This window comes from Sphingobacterium sp. BIGb0165, from assembly GCF_024810095.1.
In the GTDB taxonomy this organism is placed as follows: Bacteria; Bacteroidota; Bacteroidia; order Sphingobacteriales; family Sphingobacteriaceae; genus Sphingobacterium; species Sphingobacterium detergens.
Genome location: NZ_JANUEB010000010.1, coordinates 292,152 through 309,620, shown reverse-complemented (window position 1 = coordinate 309,620; position 17,469 = coordinate 292,152). Strand labels below are relative to the sequence as shown.

Sequence of the window (17,469 nt, the reverse complement as noted above, 5' to 3'; positions counted from 1 at the left end):
ATGAATTTTAATAGAAGAAGATTTCTAGAAGCTTTAGCGCTGGCCGGAATTACATTACCCAATATCAGCGTCGCTAAAGAAAAACAAACAGAAAATCTAGAAGGAGATTTTAGTTTTATAGTACCCGCTTATTTACAGAATCAGACAGAGAAAGGCATCAGCATCTTTACGATCTTGAGCAAACCTGCTCTAGCTTGGTTGGAAATCCTTGACAATGCAGGTAATGTACAGCAAACCATCCATCAATCCGAAGATGGTATGATTAATGCAAATACAGATTTCTTTCATTTTACTGTCGAAGAGGCTCCCCGATCATTCCGCTATCGCATCAAAGCAAAAGAAATTCAAAAATTCGATCCCTATAAGATTGTCTATGCACAAGAAATCGAAACGCCAATCTTTGAGGCCAAGCTGGCAAAAAATAATCAAGAACAAATTCGTTGCCTAGTCTATAATGATGTCCATGAAGAAAAAAGTAGTTATCGTGATCTTGTACCCAATCAAGACACCTCAATCTATGATTTCTTTGTCCTGAATGGAGACTCTTTTCATTATGTGAGCAATCAGGAGGACATTACAGAAAAATTACTGAAGCCTATCGAATTCATTGCGACAAGCAAACCTTTCATTATGAACCGTGGAAACCATGAAACGAGAGGTTCCTTTGCCCGTAATTTCAAACGGTATTTCGGTTATCCCAACAATAAATATTACCAAGCTTTCAAAAGGGGACCTATTTTTTGGATTATGCTGGACAGTGGTGAGGATAAACCAGACAGCCATGAAGTGTATGCTGGTACAGTAGATTACGACAATTACAGAAAAGAACAGGCAAAGTGGCTGGAAACTGTATTACAATCTAAAGAAAGAAAGTCTGCCCAACACACAGTAGTTATCAGCCATATCCCTATATTCCATTCAGATGAATGGCATGGCACATTGCATAATCGGGAATGCTTCCATCCTTTGTTTCAGAAATATAAAATAGATGCAATGGTCTCTGGCCATACGCATCAATATGGATACTATCCGGCAGACAAAGACCACAATTATCCTGTATTTATAGGCGGTGGCCCAAAAGCTGGAAAAAGAACCATTATCGATATTTCGGGATCTGCCAAATCACTGGCTATTCGGATGACCCGAGACGATGGAACTGAACTGGGACAGTTTAAAAAATAACAAAGGCACTCCACATAGCGGAGTGCCTTTATTATGTTGAATGTATCCGCTATCGTCGATAGAACTTGCAACCAAGCTATGGCTACCGTACGCGCAGGATAATTCGACTTATTTTATTCGCCTTTTTCTAAGAAAGGGTATCTGTAATCTGTATCTGGATTGAACGTTTCTTTGATTGTACGTGGAGATACCCAACGCAACAAGTTGATCATAGATCCAGCTTTGTCGTTTGTACCTGAACCTCTCGCACCACCAAATGGTTGTTGACCTACTACAGCACCAGTACATTTATCATTCACATAGAAGTTACCCGCAGCATGTCTTAATTTATCTGTAGCTAAATTAATAGCATAGCGGTCTTGTGCGATAATTGAACCAGTCAATGCATAGATAGAAGTTGTATCAACGATATCTAATGTTTCCTCGAACTTAGCATCTTCATAAACGTATACGGTCAATACTGGACCGAACAATTCTTCGACCATTGTTTCGTAATCTGGCTTTGAAGCTTCAATGATCGTTGGATGAATGAAATAGCCTTTAGACTTATCATAAGTACCACCAACTACGATCTCAGCCTCGTTGGATTCTTTCGCACGGTCGATGTATTTCGCTAATTTATCAAATGATTTCTCGTCGATAACTGCATTGAAAAAATTTGTAAAATCTTCAGTTCCACCGATTGTAAATGACTTCACATCCGTAGTCATAGATTCCTTCAATGCTGGCCACAATGATTTAGGAATATATGCACGTGAGGCTGCTGAACATTTTTGACCTTGGTATTCAAATGCTCCACGTACCAAAGCTGTATTTGCAGCTTTTAGATCAGCTGAAGGGTGTACAACAATAAAATCTTTACCACCTGTCTCACCGACGATACGTGGATAAGTTTTATAACGGTGGATATTATCACCAATAGTTTTCCAGATATCTTGGAATACACCTGTTGAACCAGTAAAGTGGATACCAGCAAAATCAGGATGCTGGAAAATCACATCACCAGCATCTGGTCCCGAAACATACACTAAATTGATGACACCATCCGGAAGTCCAGCTTCACGGAAGATTTTCATCAGTACGTTAGCTGAGTAGATCTGCGTATTAGATGGTTTCCATACAACAACATTTCCCATCATAGCAACACATGAAGGTAAGTTACCTGCAATAGCTGTGAAATTGAATGGTGTCAACGCAAACACAAAGCCTTCAAGAGGACGTTGTTCTACACGGTTCCATACACCTTTTCCAGATACAGGAGGTTGTTGCTTATAGATTTCGCTCATATATTGCACGTTGAAACGCAAGAAATCTATAATCTCACAAGCAGAGTCAATTTCCGCTTGATATGGGTTCTTCGATTGACCCAACATTGTCGCAGCATTTAACTCATAACGGTATTTCCCTGAAATCAATTCAGCTGCTTTCAAGAATATCGCCGCACGATCTTCCCATGCTAGATTTTCCCAATCATTTTTAGCTGCCAAAGCAGCATTGATTGCATCTGTTACATGAGATTTATCGCCTTGATTGTATTGACCTAAAATATGTTGATGGTCATGTGGAGGAGCTAGGGTTACTTTTTTAGAAGTAGTTATTTCTTTACCACCAATATACATTGGGATATCGATTTGTTTCGAACGTGCTTCATCAATTGCTGCTTTCAACAACTTACGTTCTTTCGTTCCGACAGCGTAAGTATACACCGGTTCATTTGCAGGAACAGGAACTGTAAAAAATCCTTTAGACATATTACAATTATTTATTTTTCAACTTATTAGCACCACACTAAATGGTGCCAACATGAGTAAAATTACCTTAAATTTTATGAATACCCAAAGTTACTCTCCTTCTTTGAGCACCTTGGAAAAGATACGTTTAAATTTTTCCAATTTCGGTTTAATAACCAACTGACAATATGGTTCCTTCCCATTTAACCTATAATAGTCTTGATGATAGTCCTCTGCGGGATAAAATACAGCTGTTGGTACGACCTCGGTTACGATCGGTTCATTATATACTTTCTCCTTATTTAGAGCCGCGATATAAAACTGCACTTTATCCAACTGCTCCTTGCTATGGACAAATATGGCCGAGCGGTATTGTGTCCCTACATCATCCCCCTGACGGTTGAGTTGTGTAGGGTCGTGCGCGACAAAAAAGGCCTCCAATAATTTATCGTAACTGATCACTTTCGGATCAAAAATAATACTGGTTGCCTCAGCATGCCCCGTATTACCTGTACAGACCTGAGCATAGCTGGGATTTGCTACCCATCCGCCTGTATATCCGGAAACAACCTTGTGTACACCTTTCAACTCCTTAAACTGTGCTTCAGTACACCAAAAACAACCTGCAGCAAATGTTGCTGTATCCAAGCTCCCTACACTTTTCTCCGGTAGTTTAGAAAAGTCCGTTTTCGCAGTCTTTGGCTCTTGAGCTCGACAAGAACTCAACAAAAAAATAACTGCAAAAATTATAATAATATCTTTCATGGGCATATCATTACTTTGTGGATTGATAAAGGATCCTGATGGTCAGTGATTCGTCTATGCGTCTATATTAATATATCCGGATTAATATAGACGGCAACAAATTGCAAAAACACCTACCGTTTTGACCCTGTATCCCCTAAAACAAAGAAGCGACAATAAGAATTTATTGTCGCTTCCTTTTGTACCTATCAAAATGGTCAATTATTTTGCTGCAGCATAATTTTGTGCTACGGCATCCCAATTGATAACATTAAAGATTTCCTCCAAATAAGCTGGACGTTTATTTTGGAATTTCAAGTAGTACGCATGTTCCCAAACGTCAATACCTAAAACTGGTGTTCCTTTTACTTCAGCAACATCCATCAATGGATTGTCTTGATTAGGTGTAGAAGTTACCGCTAATTTACCATCAGCTCCTACGATCAACCATGCCCAGCCTGATCCAAAACGCGTAGCACCAGCAGCCTGAAGTTGTTTTTTTAACTCATCAAAAGAACCGAAAGTTGCATTGATAGCTTCCGCCAATTCACCTGTTGGAGCTCCACCAGCATTTGGACCTAAAACTTTCCAAAACAAAGAGTGGTTGAAATGACCACCACCATTGTTGCGAACAGCTGCTGAATATTTGCTCACATTCTTGATAATATCTAATAAAGATAAGTTCTCTGCATCTGTTCCTGCGATTGCTTTATTTAAGTTGTCCACGTATGCCTGATGGTGTCTGTCATGGTGGATTTCCATTGTAGTCTTGTCAATATGTGGTTCTAATGCGTCGGCTGCGTATGGTAACGCTTCTAATTCAAATGCCATATCTATTTTAATTTAAATGTTTATTACTTCGTTTTTATATACAAATATAACACAATATAGCCTGTTATGTTTTTATGTGTTACAATAAATTCAATATTTCGTTAGCGTTTTTGACGAAAAAATGATTTTACCAAATCAGCACATTCTTCCTGCAAAACACCATGGGTAACGACGGTTTTGGGATGTAAAATCTTATCATGAAAATGAGAATAACCCCGCTTTTCATCCTTGGCTCCGTAGACAATTTTACTGATATGTGTCCAATATGCTGCCCCAGCACACATAATACATGGTTCTATGGTCACATATAATGTACAATCGTCCAGATATTTTCCCCCAAGATAATTTGCTGCTGCTGTAAAGGCCTGCATTTCGGCATGGGCCGTTACATCATTCAAGCGTTGTGTGAGATTATGCCCTTTACCGATAATACGTCCTTTATGCACGATAACAGCACCAATCGGAACCTCCCCTTCTTCGAAAGCTTTCTTTGCTTCATTTAGTGCCATGCGCATAAATGATTCATCACTATCGATTAATTGTGTTCCTTCAAAATCTATAAATGTCATGCCACAAACTTAACTAAGTTTCGATCCATTTGGTAATTTTCTGTCAACAGAAGTCAAAATAATATCACCATTCGCATCAGCGAATCCAGTCACCAGACACTCAGAAAAAAAATTAGCGATCTGTTTCTTTGGAAAATTCACGACAGCAACAACTTGTTTTCCGATCAGTTCCTCCTTACTATAATGTACTGTAATCTGGGCACTGCTTTGCAATATTCCTATTTCACTTCCAAAATCAAGTTTCAATTGATAAGCTGGCTTTTTAGCTTTCGGAAAATCCTGTACGTCCAAAATAGTTCCCACACGTAAATCTAATTTTTCGAAATCCGTCCAACTAATGGTGTCACTCATAATCTATTGCTATCGATGTCCTGAATTTCCTTACCAATTGTAAATATAATATAAGAGGGTTTGCGTTTTAAACGCGAAGAGAGCTTATGAATCAATTTGTCTTCCTCGCCTGCTTGAAAAGCTAGATCCTCATCGCTTAGATGGTTATACTTGCGACGGAGTTTTTCTTTCGCAACCTGCCATTGTTCTTCGTTAATTTTCAGCATAACTATGATTTAGGTATAAAATTTGTATATCTTTACCAAACTTGTGAAAGTTTGTTTAAAGATACAATATATACATAAATAAAAAATTATGAAAAAGATTTTACCAGCATTACTATTGATTTGTGGTAGCGTAGCAACAGCACAAGCGCAGCTATTGCCTGGATTTGAGGTCGGTTTAAAAGGCGCCTTGAATTTTTCTAAATTTAAAAGCGATGGCAAGTATTTCAGTTCAGACAATAAAGCAGGTTACCAAGCAGGTCTTTATGGACGTGTTGGTGTATTGGGATTCCATGTTCAACCTGAGGTTTATTTAACAGGTAAAAATACCACTGTAAAAGCAGAAAATGGAGAAACTACTGATGTTAAGTTTACAACAGTTGATATTCCTGTATTATTGGGTAAACGTTTTGGCTTAGGCCCAATTGGAGCGAGAATCCAGACTGGTCCAATTTTTTCGTTTAAAGTGGATGATAACCAGGACAAAATCATTGATCAATTGAATCCAAACAGCTACAAAAAAAGTGGTACCTCTTGGGCTTTTGGTGTAGGTGCTGATATTTCAAGCTTGCGTGTAGACCTACGTTACGAAATGGGCTTGAACAAGGTCAACAATGAAAGTCAGGCAAATCCAAAAATCAACATGTGGAGTATTGGTTTAGGCTATAGATTATTCAGTATTCTATAGTACATTAACCCGAGTACATATACCTTTAAAAAGTCCGTTTTTATCCAAAACGGACTTTTTATTTTAAGAAACTTTAGAACCGTTCTAAATTATTCCTTTTTCTTGTCAAAATGGTATCATATTTAATAGCAAATAGTAGATTTGCCTAATTAAAATTAAATTACAAGGATAATGAGTAAATCAAAGCCAGTTTTCAGTTCTTCGATTGGGAAGAAGCTAATCATGAGCTTAACAGGAATCTTCCTATGTTTATTCCTAGTTGTTCACTTGGTTGGTAACTTGCAATTATTTAAAGATGATGCGGGTCTAGCGTTCAACAAATACGCTTATTTCATGACTCACTTTACACCAATCAAAGTTGTTTCTTACTTATTGTACGCTTCGGTAATCGTTCACGTCATCTACGCCATTACATTGTCGATGAAAAACAAAGCCGCCCGTCCTATTGGTTATGCCAAATATGATGGTCAAGCAAACAGTAAATGGAATTCACGCAACATGGGTATCTTAGGTACTGTCATTTTAGTATTCCTAGCTACGCACATGTCTAATTTTTGGTGGAAGTTTCACAATGATGAAGTTCCGTACATCGAATACCGTACTGATTTGGCAACTGGACAAACAACAGCTAGAGAACTTCAAGCTTCTGAATTCCACGACTACCAAGAAACGGTAGAAAACAACGTTCAAATCTTAAAAGCAAGAGATTTGTATAAACAAGTTGACTTTGCCTTCAAAAATGTAGCTTTAGTCGCTTTATATCTTGTTGCGATGGCAGCTTTGGCATTCCACTTAATTCATGGTTTCCAATCTGCATTCCAAACTTTAGGTTTCAACCACAGAAGATATATTGGAATTATCAGAGCAATCGGAGTTTGGGTATTTGGGGTATTAATTCCAATTGGCTTTGCAATGATGCCATTGTTTTTCTTCTTTAAATAATTCAGAATCTTTTAAGATGAGGCCTTAGGCTTTATCGATCAATATAAAATTAAGAGATATGTTAGATTCAAAAGTACCAGCGGGCCCATTAGCCCAAAAGTGGTCAAATCATAAATTTAATCTTAAGTTGGTTAACCCTGCTAACAAACGTAAATTTACCGTTATCGTTGTTGGTACAGGACTTGCTGGTGCATCTGCAGCAGCATCTTTAGCTGAGTTAGGATATAATGTAATTACCTTCTGTTACCAAGATTCACCTCGTCGTGCGCACTCAATTGCGGCGCAAGGTGGTATTAACGCGGCAAAGAGCTACCAAAATGATGGTGACTCTGTGTTCCGTTTATTCTACGATACAATTAAAGGTGGTGACTACCGTTCACGTGAGGCAAATGTTTACCGTTTGGCCGAAGTATCTGTAAACATCATCGACCAATGTGTTGCGCAAGGTGTTCCTTTTGCACGTGAATATGGTGGTTTATTGGACAACCGTTCTTTCGGTGGTGCTCAGGTAAGCCGTACGTTCTATGCCCGTGGTCAAACTGGACAACAATTGTTGTTAGGTGCGTATTCAGCATTGAACCGTCAAATCAAAAAAGGAAAAGTAAAATCATATACTCGTCATGAGATGTTGGATTTGGTCATGATCGATGGTCATGCCAAAGGTATCGTAACTCGTGACTTGGTATCAGGTAAAGTTGAAACACATGCTGCACATGCTGTATTGATGTGTACTGGTGGTTATGGTAACGTATTCTTCTTGTCTACAAATGCAATGGGATGTAACGTTACAGCAGCTTGGAGAGCGCACAAACGTGGTGCTTACTTCGCTAACCCTTGTTACACTCAAATTCACCCAACTTGTATTCCTGTAACTGGAGATCACCAGTCTAAATTGACGTTGATGTCAGAGTCATTACGTAACGATGGCCGTGTATGGGTTCCTAAGACTCAAGAAATGTCCGAAAGATTACGTAAAGGTGAAATCAAAGCCAACGACATCCAAGAAGATGACAGAGATTACTTCTTGGAACGTAAATACCCTTCATTCGGTAACTTAGTACCTCGTGATGTAGCATCACGTAATGCAAAAGAAGCTGTTGATGATGGTCGTGGTGTTGGTAAAACTGGTTTCGCAGTATTCTTGGATTTCAAAGAAGCTATTGGTCGTCTAGGCGAAGATGCTGTACGTGCTAAATATGGTAACTTATTTGACATGTACTACCAAATCACTGACGAAAACCCTTACAAACAACCAATGCGTATCTACCCTGCTGTTCACTATACAATGGGTGGTGTATGGGTTGACTATAACTTGATGACTACAATCCCAGGTTTGTATGCTTTAGGTGAGTGCAACTTCTCTGACCACGGTGCAAACCGTTTAGGTGCTTCGGCATTGATGCAAGGTCTTGCTGATGGTTATTTCGTGATCCCTTACACTGTGGGTGATTACTTAGCTAAACTAGGTTCTTTCGCGCCAGTAGATCACAGCCATCCTGCTTTTGAATCTACTCGTAAAGAGGTTGAGGAGAAAATTAACAAATTGTTATCTCTAAACGGTACTCAAACTGTCGATGATATCCACAAAAAATTAGGTCTCATCATGTGGGAATATTGTGGAATGGCACGTACTGCTGAAGGATTACAGAAAGCACAAGGTTTGATCCAAGAGTTGAAAAAAGAATTCTGGACTAACGTTAGAGTTCTTGGAGAGAATGAAGAATTAAATCTTTCTTTAGAGAAAGCTGGTCGTGTAGCTGACTTCTTGGAATTGGGAGAATTAATGGTTGTTGACGCATTACAACGCGCTGAGTCTTGTGGTGGTCACTTCCGTCTGGAAAGCCAAACTGAAGAAGGTGAAGCAAAACGTAATGACGAGGAATTCGCGTATGTATCTGCTTGGGAGTACAAAGGAGACAATGTACCTGAGGAATTACACAAGGAAGACTTGGTATTCGAAAACGTTCAGTTAACACAAAGAAGTTATAAATAAGAAGGAAAATTATCATGGCACAACATATGAATTTAACGCTGAAAGTTTGGCGTCAAAAAAATGATAAAGATAAAGGTCAATTTGTAACTTATCAGGCAAACGACATCGCTGATGATATGTCTTTCCTAGAGATGCTTGATATTGTGAATGAGGAATTGACACGTAAAGGTGAAGACCCTGTATATTTCGATCACGATTGTCGTGAAGGTATCTGCGGGATGTGTTCATTAGTTATCAACGGTCGCCCTCATGGTCCTAAAGAAGGTACAACAACATGTCAATTGCACATGCGTAGCTTCCACGATGGACAAACGATCGTAATCGAACCTTGGAGAGCTGCTGCATTTCCAGTATTGAAAGATCTTGCTGTTGATCGTACTGCTTTTGACCGCATTCAACAAGCTGGTGGATATGTGAATATCAATACAGGTGGTGTCCCTGATGCCAATGTCATTCCTATTCCGAAACGTATCGCTGACGAAGCTTTCGAATCTGCTACTTGTATCGGTTGTGGTGCTTGTGTTGCAGCTTGTAAAAATGCTTCTGCGATGTTATTCGTATCTGCTAAAGTATCTCAATTTGCATTATTGCCACAAGGTCAAACTGAGCGTTACGAACGTGCACAAGCAATGGTAGATCAAATGGATGCTGAAGGATTCGGTAACTGTACCAATACTGGTGCTTGTGAAGCTGAATGTCCAGTAGGTATTAAATTAACTAATATCGCGCGTTTAAACCGCGAGTACTTGACTGCGAAAATTTTCAAACAAGAAGAACCGCACGCTTAAGCATTTTAGAATAAAATAATATAAAAGTCCTTGCCCTGAGAAAGCAAGGACTTTTTTTTATATTTACAATAATGTAAATTGACGCACGTGAATTCTGGTATAAAAATTCGTTTACTTCTACTGATCTTAACACTATGCTTTATAGGAACAGCTATCACCATCAAAGAATCTGTTACAAATAAGGAAATACTCGACATTGATACCAAATTCCTCAATGATTATGTTACCAAACAGGAGAAAAAAGTAGATCGTCTTTTTAAGGACTCTTTGCTTCTCAAAACATTTAAGAATTATGATCAATATCCAATAGCTGTCTATCAAGCTTTTGAAAGATATAAAAATGATGAAAAGGTTTATTTATTCCTATTTAAGGATCATGAACCAAAAATGTGGAGCACACATTTATTTGTTCCCATCACTGATCAGGGCTTTTTGGAAAAGTCAAATTTTGTCCAGGACGATAATCGTTCCTATGTCGTTCGTAAAAAAACAATCGGAAATATAAGCATACTTGCATATATCCTTGTTAAGCCCTATACCAATAACAACAATCCGTATCTCAACTCTTCTTTACGACGAAATTTCTTCGATACGCGAAACATTGATATTGCGTCCTATACAGATACAGTAGCAATCAAAAACATCTACAGCAACGAGGGGTCCTACCTCTTTTCGGTGAAGCTCAAAGATGGTGACCATGAAAATATCTATACCATCCTGCAATTCTTTTGCTGGTTGCTGGCATGGATTGCACTGTTGATATTCTTCAATAGCCTCTGTCTACACATGGCTAAGACCAAAAGAGCCTGGTGGGCGATAGCATTGCTTGCCGGTATATTTATCCTTGTCAAATTTGCGGACCTAAAATGGAATCTACTCTCTGAAAATGCAACGTTCGCCATATTTGATTCGCGCAACTATGCCTACAATAGCTTCTTTCCTAATATCTGGTCCGTTTTATCAACTACAATATTGATTCTCTGGCTCATACTATTTATCTATTCTATCCGAAAGGAACTCAATTTCGATAAAATAAAAAGCATTCGGTTCTTCAAACTACCTATCGCAATTGCATTTGTATTGAGCATTTATTTATCCTTTGCATTTTTATATGATATCGCCGGGACATTAATTACCCATTCAAATAATATCTATTTTGACTTCACCAAACTCGTTGATCTGCATTTCCTGAGCTGGGTAGATCTTGGCATTGTCGGTATGGGTATTCTAGCATTAAATATTTACATAGACCTCGTGTTATTTATTCTTAAAAAGTTAGAACTAAAGCCCACTCAACTATTAAATATTCAACTAGCCAGTGTCATCTTTGTCATTCTCATTATTTCGATTTACATTGAGAAGAACAGTTTGGTCAATCTGCTTTTGGCACTAATTATTCTGATCAAATCCTTTGGCGAAAAATATTTCGACAGGCACGTATTGACCAACTATATCGCCGTTTTGATCCTCTGGGCTATCATAAGTACAATTACGCATGCACGCTTCTACCAAGAGCGGGATCTTATCGATATGAAGATCTTGTTGAACAATCTGCAGTCAGAAGACGACTTAAACGCTGTTTCGCTATTTTCGGACATCGAGAGCGGCATCTCTAACGACAAGGAATTAAAACACCTCTTTAACATCAGTCTACCTTATACCAATACAGAGGAAATCAATAACTTCATCAAGAAGAAATACTTTAGTGGATATCTCTCGAAATATGAATTTAAAGCATATTATTATGATCAGAATAATATGCCATTAAACCCAAATGGGCAAAACAGAATCAATGAATATCGGGAGAAAGTAATCAATAAGTCAATAAAGGTCACTCAAAATTTTTACCGCGCTAGTGCTGAACTCGGAACCCATGAATACTTTTCGATCATTCCAGTGACGATCGATCAAAACAGGATCGTTAACGTGATCATCAATCTATCTAACAAGGATTTCAGCTACACGGTACCCTATCCTGAGATATTAACAGATATGCGCATCAACAATTCGCAATATTATAATAAGGGAGAGTATTCGATTGCCTTATATAAAGGCGGTGCGCTGGTTACACAGTTTGGAAAATATACCTATGAAAATAACCTTCGTGGATTAAAGGGTGGCCCCGGAGAATACATTGAAGTGCTTGATCGAGATTCATACCTGCATATGGCCTATATTGCCAATACCTTTTCAACTTATATCATTAGCAAACAAAAGCCTTCTTTCTGGGACTATGTAGCCACTACCTCTTTCTTATTTTTGGTATTTTTCATGATTTTCATGATTTTCCACTATGCAGCGGCATTTTATATCTTTCTCAAGAATACAAAACTTACCTTCCGCAACTTGAAATATCAGTTCTATAAAATCATAAACAAAATACAGTATTCCACACGTATCCAGACCTCGATTATTTCCTCGGTTATATTAGCTATTTTGATATCAGCCGTGATTTCATATATCAGTATCAATAAACAACTCTACAATAACAACAGGAATAGCAAAGAGCGTTTTATTATCGAACTGGGAAAACGGTTGGAAAATATGTTAACCTCTACCGAGGAAATCCCTAATGAAGACCAGCTCACCAATATTTTAAAAACTTTATCCGAAACGATATCAAAGGATTTCAATTTGTACTCAAAATCGGGGAAATTATTATATAGCTCCCAGCCAAGAATCTATGATCTGGAGCTGTTCTCCATGTTCATCAATCCAGCCGCCCTCAAAAATCTCTCCCTGCTTAAAAAATCAGAAACAATTGAAGATGAGCGTATCGGAACGTTCCAGTTTGAGACGAGTTATGCCACAATAAGAGACAAGGACTATAGTACGTTGGCCTATATTGGCATTCCGAATTTTTCCCTTCAAAAGGAAGAGAATATCAATAAGAACTTATTATTAAACACTATTGTTAATATTTATTCTTTAATTATCATAGGTTTCGGCTTTTATGCGACTTTCGTAGCCAATAGTGTGACCAATCCGCTCAGTATAATCAGTAAAAAAATATCCCAGTTAAGATTGGGACAACCCAATGAACCTTTATTCTGGCAGCGAAATGACGAAATAGGGACATTGATCAAAGAGTACAACCTTATGATCATAAAGTTGGAAGACTATGCCAATAAAATAAAGGACACCGAACGTGAATCAACCTGGCGAGAAATGGCTCAACAGATTGCCCATGAGATCAAAAATCCGTTAACACCGATGAAATTAGGCATACAGCAGCTCAGAAGGTCATATAAAGATGATGATCCTAAATTCCCTGATCGCTTCAATAAATTTTCAACTTCATTTATTGAACAAATAGATGCTTTAACCCAAATTGCCTCAGAGTTTTCCCACTTTGCAAAATTTCCAACGACTGTGATGGAAAATATCAATATTGTGGAGAAAATAACGAAGTCGATATCGGTATACAATAATACGCCAAATGTCAACATCCGATTAATAAACAATGCTGATCAAAAAACATTGATTGTTAAAGCAGATGGGAATGAGTTATTACGGACGTTCAATAATTTGATAAAAAATGCCATTGAAGGAGGATATGGGCGAAAAAACATGAAGATAGAGATCTCTATCGAACGATACTCTGACAAGTTCGTCAAAATAGATGTCAAGGATAATGGTTATGGTATCCCCGCAGCAATGAAAGATAAAATATTCCAGATCAACTTCACAACGAAGAGTTCAGGAAATGGTCTAGGCTTGGTACTCGTGAAGAAAACAATCGAAGCAAGTAATGGACAGATCTATTTTGAGACAATGGAAGGTGAAGGTACGACATTCCACATTTTGCTTCCGTTGCAACAAATTGAATCTTAATTGTGGTGGATGTTATGAGTCTCACCTCATAGATGAACCTTGGTTAACAAAGAGCTCTTTCTATTTAATAGGATCAAGTTATCATCGAACAGATGAGAAGTATGGACAGCTCCAATAGATTCTTTGCTAAGGGACTTTACAAAAAGCCTATATCGGATTGGTCCTGATATATATAGCCTCCAATCTCAAAAAAGGGCAAATATAACCAAGCGAGGCCTATGACATAAGAGTCTTGGAAAAGACTTCGCTGGACTAGATAATTCAATATCTAAACCTGATCGGAAAAATATCAAAAATCACCTAGACTAAATAATTGGGTCTGATGTAAAATGATTAAAAAAGTCTACAGTTCTGATTGGTCTTCCCAAAATAAAGGAAGGATAAAGATAGTACTGATAATTGAAAGGAGATCGTTCTCCCGCCTTGGCAGAGTAGTTTAAGGATAAAAGCACCATTACTAAATGGACTTTAAATACGAAAGACGGCTGTAAAAAATAAAAGTGAAACCCAATCAGGATTGAATAGTTAAAGCCCCTCTAGGGGCTTTAACATGCAAAATTAAAGCAAAAGAGGCAGTCCAACTCTGAACTGCCCCTTCTCTATTCTTTATGTAATTTATTGCTAACGCAATACAACGGTTGATCTACCCATGATCGCATTGTCCTCATAAAGCAATATCGTATATGCTCCCTTGGTAAAACCATCCTCAGCAGCCCAATATACAATATAATCCTCCCCCTTATTCGTAAACAAAATATTATGTTTAAAGGTATACTGTAATTTCTCGCCGTGTACAAGGAAGATATTATCGCCTTGGACGACAAGATTTCCCTGAGGATCAATTATTCTTATAAAAATGTCACGTTCTCCGCTTTTAGCAAGTGAGTTATCAGCGATAGTGAAATTGATTTTCAATTTATCGACCCGCTTAGCACGTTCTTCAACAGATTCCTTCCCATTTCTTTTGACCTCAAGGCCATTGATACTGATACTTGAAACTTTCAAAGCGGATGCTGTTGTCACCTTCTCCTTCAATTCAGAATTAGTGGTTGTCAAAGAAGTAATTTGCTTATTTTTCTCGACTACCGATTCATTCAAATTAGAATTCTGCTTTGATAAAATTTGATTTTCTTGAATCAATCGTTGAACATCTACGCGATAGTTATCAACTTGTTTTTTTAACAGGTTAATTTTGCGTTGAGCGTCATCAATATCCTTAGGAGTAATACTCTTATTTTCAAGCTTTTTGCGAAGTTCTGCAATCTCAGTTCTAGAGTCTTCCTTTTGTACAGTCATTTCAGGAGTCAATTGAACGTTTTCAACATCAATCTTATCCAATTCGGCTTCTATCCGATCGATCTGTACCTGAAGATTTTCTTTTTCCACTGTTAAGGCATAGACTTTTTCGCCGTTCGTCTTAAACTTAACATAAAAATATATATTCGTTGCTAGTAACGCCGCTATCGCAATGATGAAGAAATAAACTTTAGAAGAATCTTTCTTCTTCTCATCTTCCTTCTTACTCGAAACAACCTCTGAATTCATCATAATACATGCACTGTCATTTTCATCATATGAACTTATTGATTCATACCATTTAAATGTTTAAACAAAAATTATTCCAGTTTTATTTTTCCTCTATTATTTATGATTATTCAAAATAGTTCAAGGTTTCAAAACCGCCTTGTTTCAGATATTCTTCCTTTCTCATCAAGTGAAGATCTGATTGTACCATATCTGTTACCAACATTTGGAGATCATATTTAGGAATCCAACCCAGCTTGGTATTTGCTTTTGTTGGATCTCCAATGAGTAAGTCAACCTCTGTTGGCCGATAATAAGCAGGATCCACTTTAACAACAGTTTGCCCAAACTTAATAAGCGATTTATCAATATTTAATTCGGCCAAACGCTCCTCGTCGACATCTATTATCACGCCTTTTTCCTGTTCGCCTTTTCCACTAAATTCTATTTCTATCCCCAATTCGGCAAAGGCCAAACGAACAAAGTCTCTAACAGTTGTCGTAACTCCGGTTGCAATTACAAAATCCTCAGGTTTTTCCTGTTGTAGGATCAGCCACATCGCTTCAACATAATCTTTTGCATGTCCCCAATCACGTTGAGCAGAAAGATTTCCAAGGTAAAGTTTGTCCTGCAAACCTAACGCAATTTTCGCTACTGCTCGGGTAATTTTACGGGTCACAAATGTTTCCCCCCTGACAGGGCTTTCGTGGTTGAACAAAATTCCATTACAAGCATACATCTTGTAAGCTTCCCGATAGTTAACTGTAATCCAGTAACCATACATTTTGGCAACAGCATAAGGACTTCTTGGATAAAAAGGAGTCGTCTCACTTTGTGGCACCGCTTGCACAAGACCATATAATTCTGACGTTGACGCCTGATAAATGCGCGTCTTCTCAATCATCCCAAGTAATCTGACTGCTTCCAATATACGGAGCGTACCGATACCGTCAGCATTGGCTGTATACTCGGGGGTATCAAAGCTTACTTTCACATGGGATTGAGCTGCAAGATTATAAATTTCATCAGGCTGAGTCTCTTGAATGACACGGATCAAATTGGTTGAATCTGTCAAATCACCAAAATGCAATGTAAAATTTCTATTGTCAAGATGAGGATCTTGATAAAGGTGATCAATACGATCGGTATTGAACAGAGAACTACGGCGTTTTAGACCATGAACCCTATAACCTTTTTTCAATAGGAATTCTGCTAAATAGGCACCATCTTGACCTGTGATACCTGTTATCAATGCAGTTTTCGTGTTTTGTTCAGCCATATTTCTAGTTATATTAAGCATGTCCTAAGCTAACCCTTGGGGATCATGCTATTTTTATCCGATCAATCTGTTTTTAAAGGTGATGAAGCGAGTTGAATAAATCAAAATCGTTTCGGACTGTAAAAGTATTAAATTTTCAACAAAAAAAGCCATAGGAAATCCTATAGCTTTTCGTTATTCTTTTTTTCTCGTTTGACCTTAGTTTACACGGGAAAAATTAAACACTAAATATGCTTCACCATTGGCAACTGTCAACGGCATTTTCATGACTAATTTATTACCATCAGAATAAGACAAATCCAAACGGTAACCTGTCGTTACGTTTTTGGCTTTGTCTCCTGCATAGATCTTTTTAAATTGGAATTGTGGTTCACCTAAACCTTTTCCAGGATTATAGATAGACCAAAAGATCTCACGTGACGCACCTGGAGCACATAAAGTACCTTGAGCATTAAACGTGATTGATCCCTTTCCATTTCCAATAAAGTTCCAGTTACTACCGACAAAACACTCCGCCGGAGCTTCTTCAAAGACACTTTTAATAGTGAAAGTCGAAGGCAAATTTTCTCTATCGATTGAATTTAGTGTCCAAGTACCTTTCACCGCAGATTTCCATTCCGAAGCGCTAGGTCCCGAAGCTGCACTTGTATTGGAAGAACCATTACCAGGATTTCCAGATGATGTACCTTGCTTTTGTGCACCACAAGAGAACAAGGTCACCGTAGCAAAAATTGTTGCTAATGATAAAACGAATCGATTCATATGTATAAATTTTAATTTCAAATTGTATTTTTGGGGTAAATTAATCCAC

Annotated in this window: 15 protein-coding genes; 6 read left to right on the top strand and 9 right to left on the bottom strand. The window is 37.9% G+C overall.

Annotated features, from left to right (window positions below):
- Positions 1-1,182 (top strand): metallophosphoesterase, encoded by a 1,182-nt coding sequence (locus tag M2408_RS22910; RefSeq protein WP_259186922.1) that lies wholly within the window; start codon positions 1-3, stop codon positions 1,180-1,182.
- A gap of 113 nt (positions 1,183-1,295) precedes the next feature.
- Here the strand turns inward: M2408_RS22910 and pruA are convergent, their stop codons facing one another.
- The 6 genes from pruA to M2408_RS22880 all read right to left on the bottom strand — a co-directional run bounded on the left by pruA (position 1,296) and on the right by M2408_RS22880 (position 5,613).
- Positions 1,296-2,933: an L-glutamate gamma-semialdehyde dehydrogenase gene (gene pruA, locus M2408_RS22905; protein ID WP_259186921.1), complete on the bottom strand. Its 1,638-nt coding sequence runs from the start codon at positions 2,931-2,933 to the stop codon at positions 1,296-1,298.
- Positions 2,934-3,023: 90 nt separating this feature from the next.
- The gene (msrA, locus tag M2408_RS22900) at positions 3,024-3,677 is read right to left on the bottom strand and encodes a peptide-methionine (S)-S-oxide reductase MsrA (RefSeq protein WP_259186920.1); all 654 of its coding nucleotides are present in this window, start codon (positions 3,675-3,677) and stop codon (positions 3,024-3,026) included.
- Between the two features lie 201 nt (positions 3,678-3,878).
- Entirely contained in the window at positions 3,879-4,487 is a 609-nt protein-coding gene (locus M2408_RS22895; protein ID WP_120261702.1) for a superoxide dismutase, read from the bottom strand.
- A gap of 101 nt (positions 4,488-4,588) precedes the next feature.
- Positions 4,589-5,056, bottom strand: coding sequence for a nucleoside deaminase (locus M2408_RS22890; protein WP_259186919.1), 468 nt, complete (start codon positions 5,054-5,056; stop codon positions 4,589-4,591).
- Positions 5,057-5,065: 9 nt separating this feature from the next.
- Complete coding sequence (locus M2408_RS22885; protein WP_259186918.1) at positions 5,066-5,407, bottom strand: tRNA-binding protein; 342 nt, start codon at positions 5,405-5,407, stop codon at positions 5,066-5,068.
- Complete coding sequence (locus M2408_RS22880; RefSeq protein WP_120261705.1) at positions 5,404-5,613, bottom strand: hypothetical protein; 210 nt, start codon at positions 5,611-5,613, stop codon at positions 5,404-5,406. Before M2408_RS22880 ends, M2408_RS22885 begins: the two co-directional genes overlap by 4 nt.
- An 88-nt stretch (positions 5,614-5,701) precedes the next feature.
- On the opposite strand from M2408_RS22880, the gene M2408_RS22875 reads away from it, so the two are divergent.
- From M2408_RS22875 to M2408_RS22855, 5 genes are all read left to right on the top strand, one after another.
- Positions 5,702-6,298, top strand: a complete 597-nt coding sequence (locus M2408_RS22875) for a porin family protein (RefSeq protein WP_223584546.1) — start codon at positions 5,702-5,704, stop codon at positions 6,296-6,298.
- A 171-nt stretch (positions 6,299-6,469) separates the two neighbouring features.
- Entirely contained in the window at positions 6,470-7,240 is a 771-nt protein-coding gene (locus M2408_RS22870) for a succinate dehydrogenase cytochrome b subunit (RefSeq protein WP_120261707.1), read from the top strand.
- Positions 7,241-7,298: 58 nt separating this feature from the next.
- A complete protein-coding gene (locus M2408_RS22865; RefSeq protein ID WP_259186917.1) occupies positions 7,299-9,233 on the top strand; it encodes a fumarate reductase/succinate dehydrogenase flavoprotein subunit in 1,935 nt (644 codons plus the stop codon).
- A gap of 14 nt (positions 9,234-9,247) precedes the next feature.
- Entirely contained in the window at positions 9,248-10,021 is a 774-nt protein-coding gene (locus tag M2408_RS22860) for a succinate dehydrogenase/fumarate reductase iron-sulfur subunit (RefSeq protein WP_199768744.1), read from the top strand.
- An 87-nt stretch (positions 10,022-10,108) separates the two neighbouring features.
- The gene (locus M2408_RS22855) at positions 10,109-13,855 is read left to right on the top strand and encodes a HAMP domain-containing sensor histidine kinase (protein WP_259186916.1); all 3,747 of its coding nucleotides are present in this window, start codon (positions 10,109-10,111) and stop codon (positions 13,853-13,855) included.
- Positions 13,856-14,476: 621 nt separating this feature from the next.
- Here the strand turns inward: M2408_RS22855 and M2408_RS22850 are convergent.
- The 3 genes from M2408_RS22850 to M2408_RS22840 all read right to left on the bottom strand — a co-directional run bounded on the left by M2408_RS22850 (position 14,477) and on the right by M2408_RS22840 (position 17,420).
- Positions 14,477-15,403, bottom strand: a complete 927-nt coding sequence (locus M2408_RS22850) for a hypothetical protein (RefSeq protein ID WP_259186915.1) — start codon at positions 15,401-15,403, stop codon at positions 14,477-14,479.
- Positions 15,404-15,506: 103 nt separating this feature from the next.
- On the bottom strand, positions 15,507-16,658 hold the full coding sequence (gene gmd, locus M2408_RS22845; RefSeq protein ID WP_120261711.1) for a GDP-mannose 4,6-dehydratase: 1,152 nt from the start codon (positions 16,656-16,658) through the stop codon (positions 15,507-15,509).
- Between the two features lie 198 nt (positions 16,659-16,856).
- A complete protein-coding gene (locus M2408_RS22840; protein ID WP_223584541.1) occupies positions 16,857-17,420 on the bottom strand; it encodes a lipocalin family protein in 564 nt (187 codons plus the stop codon).
- Positions 17,421-17,469 lie beyond the last annotated feature (49 nt).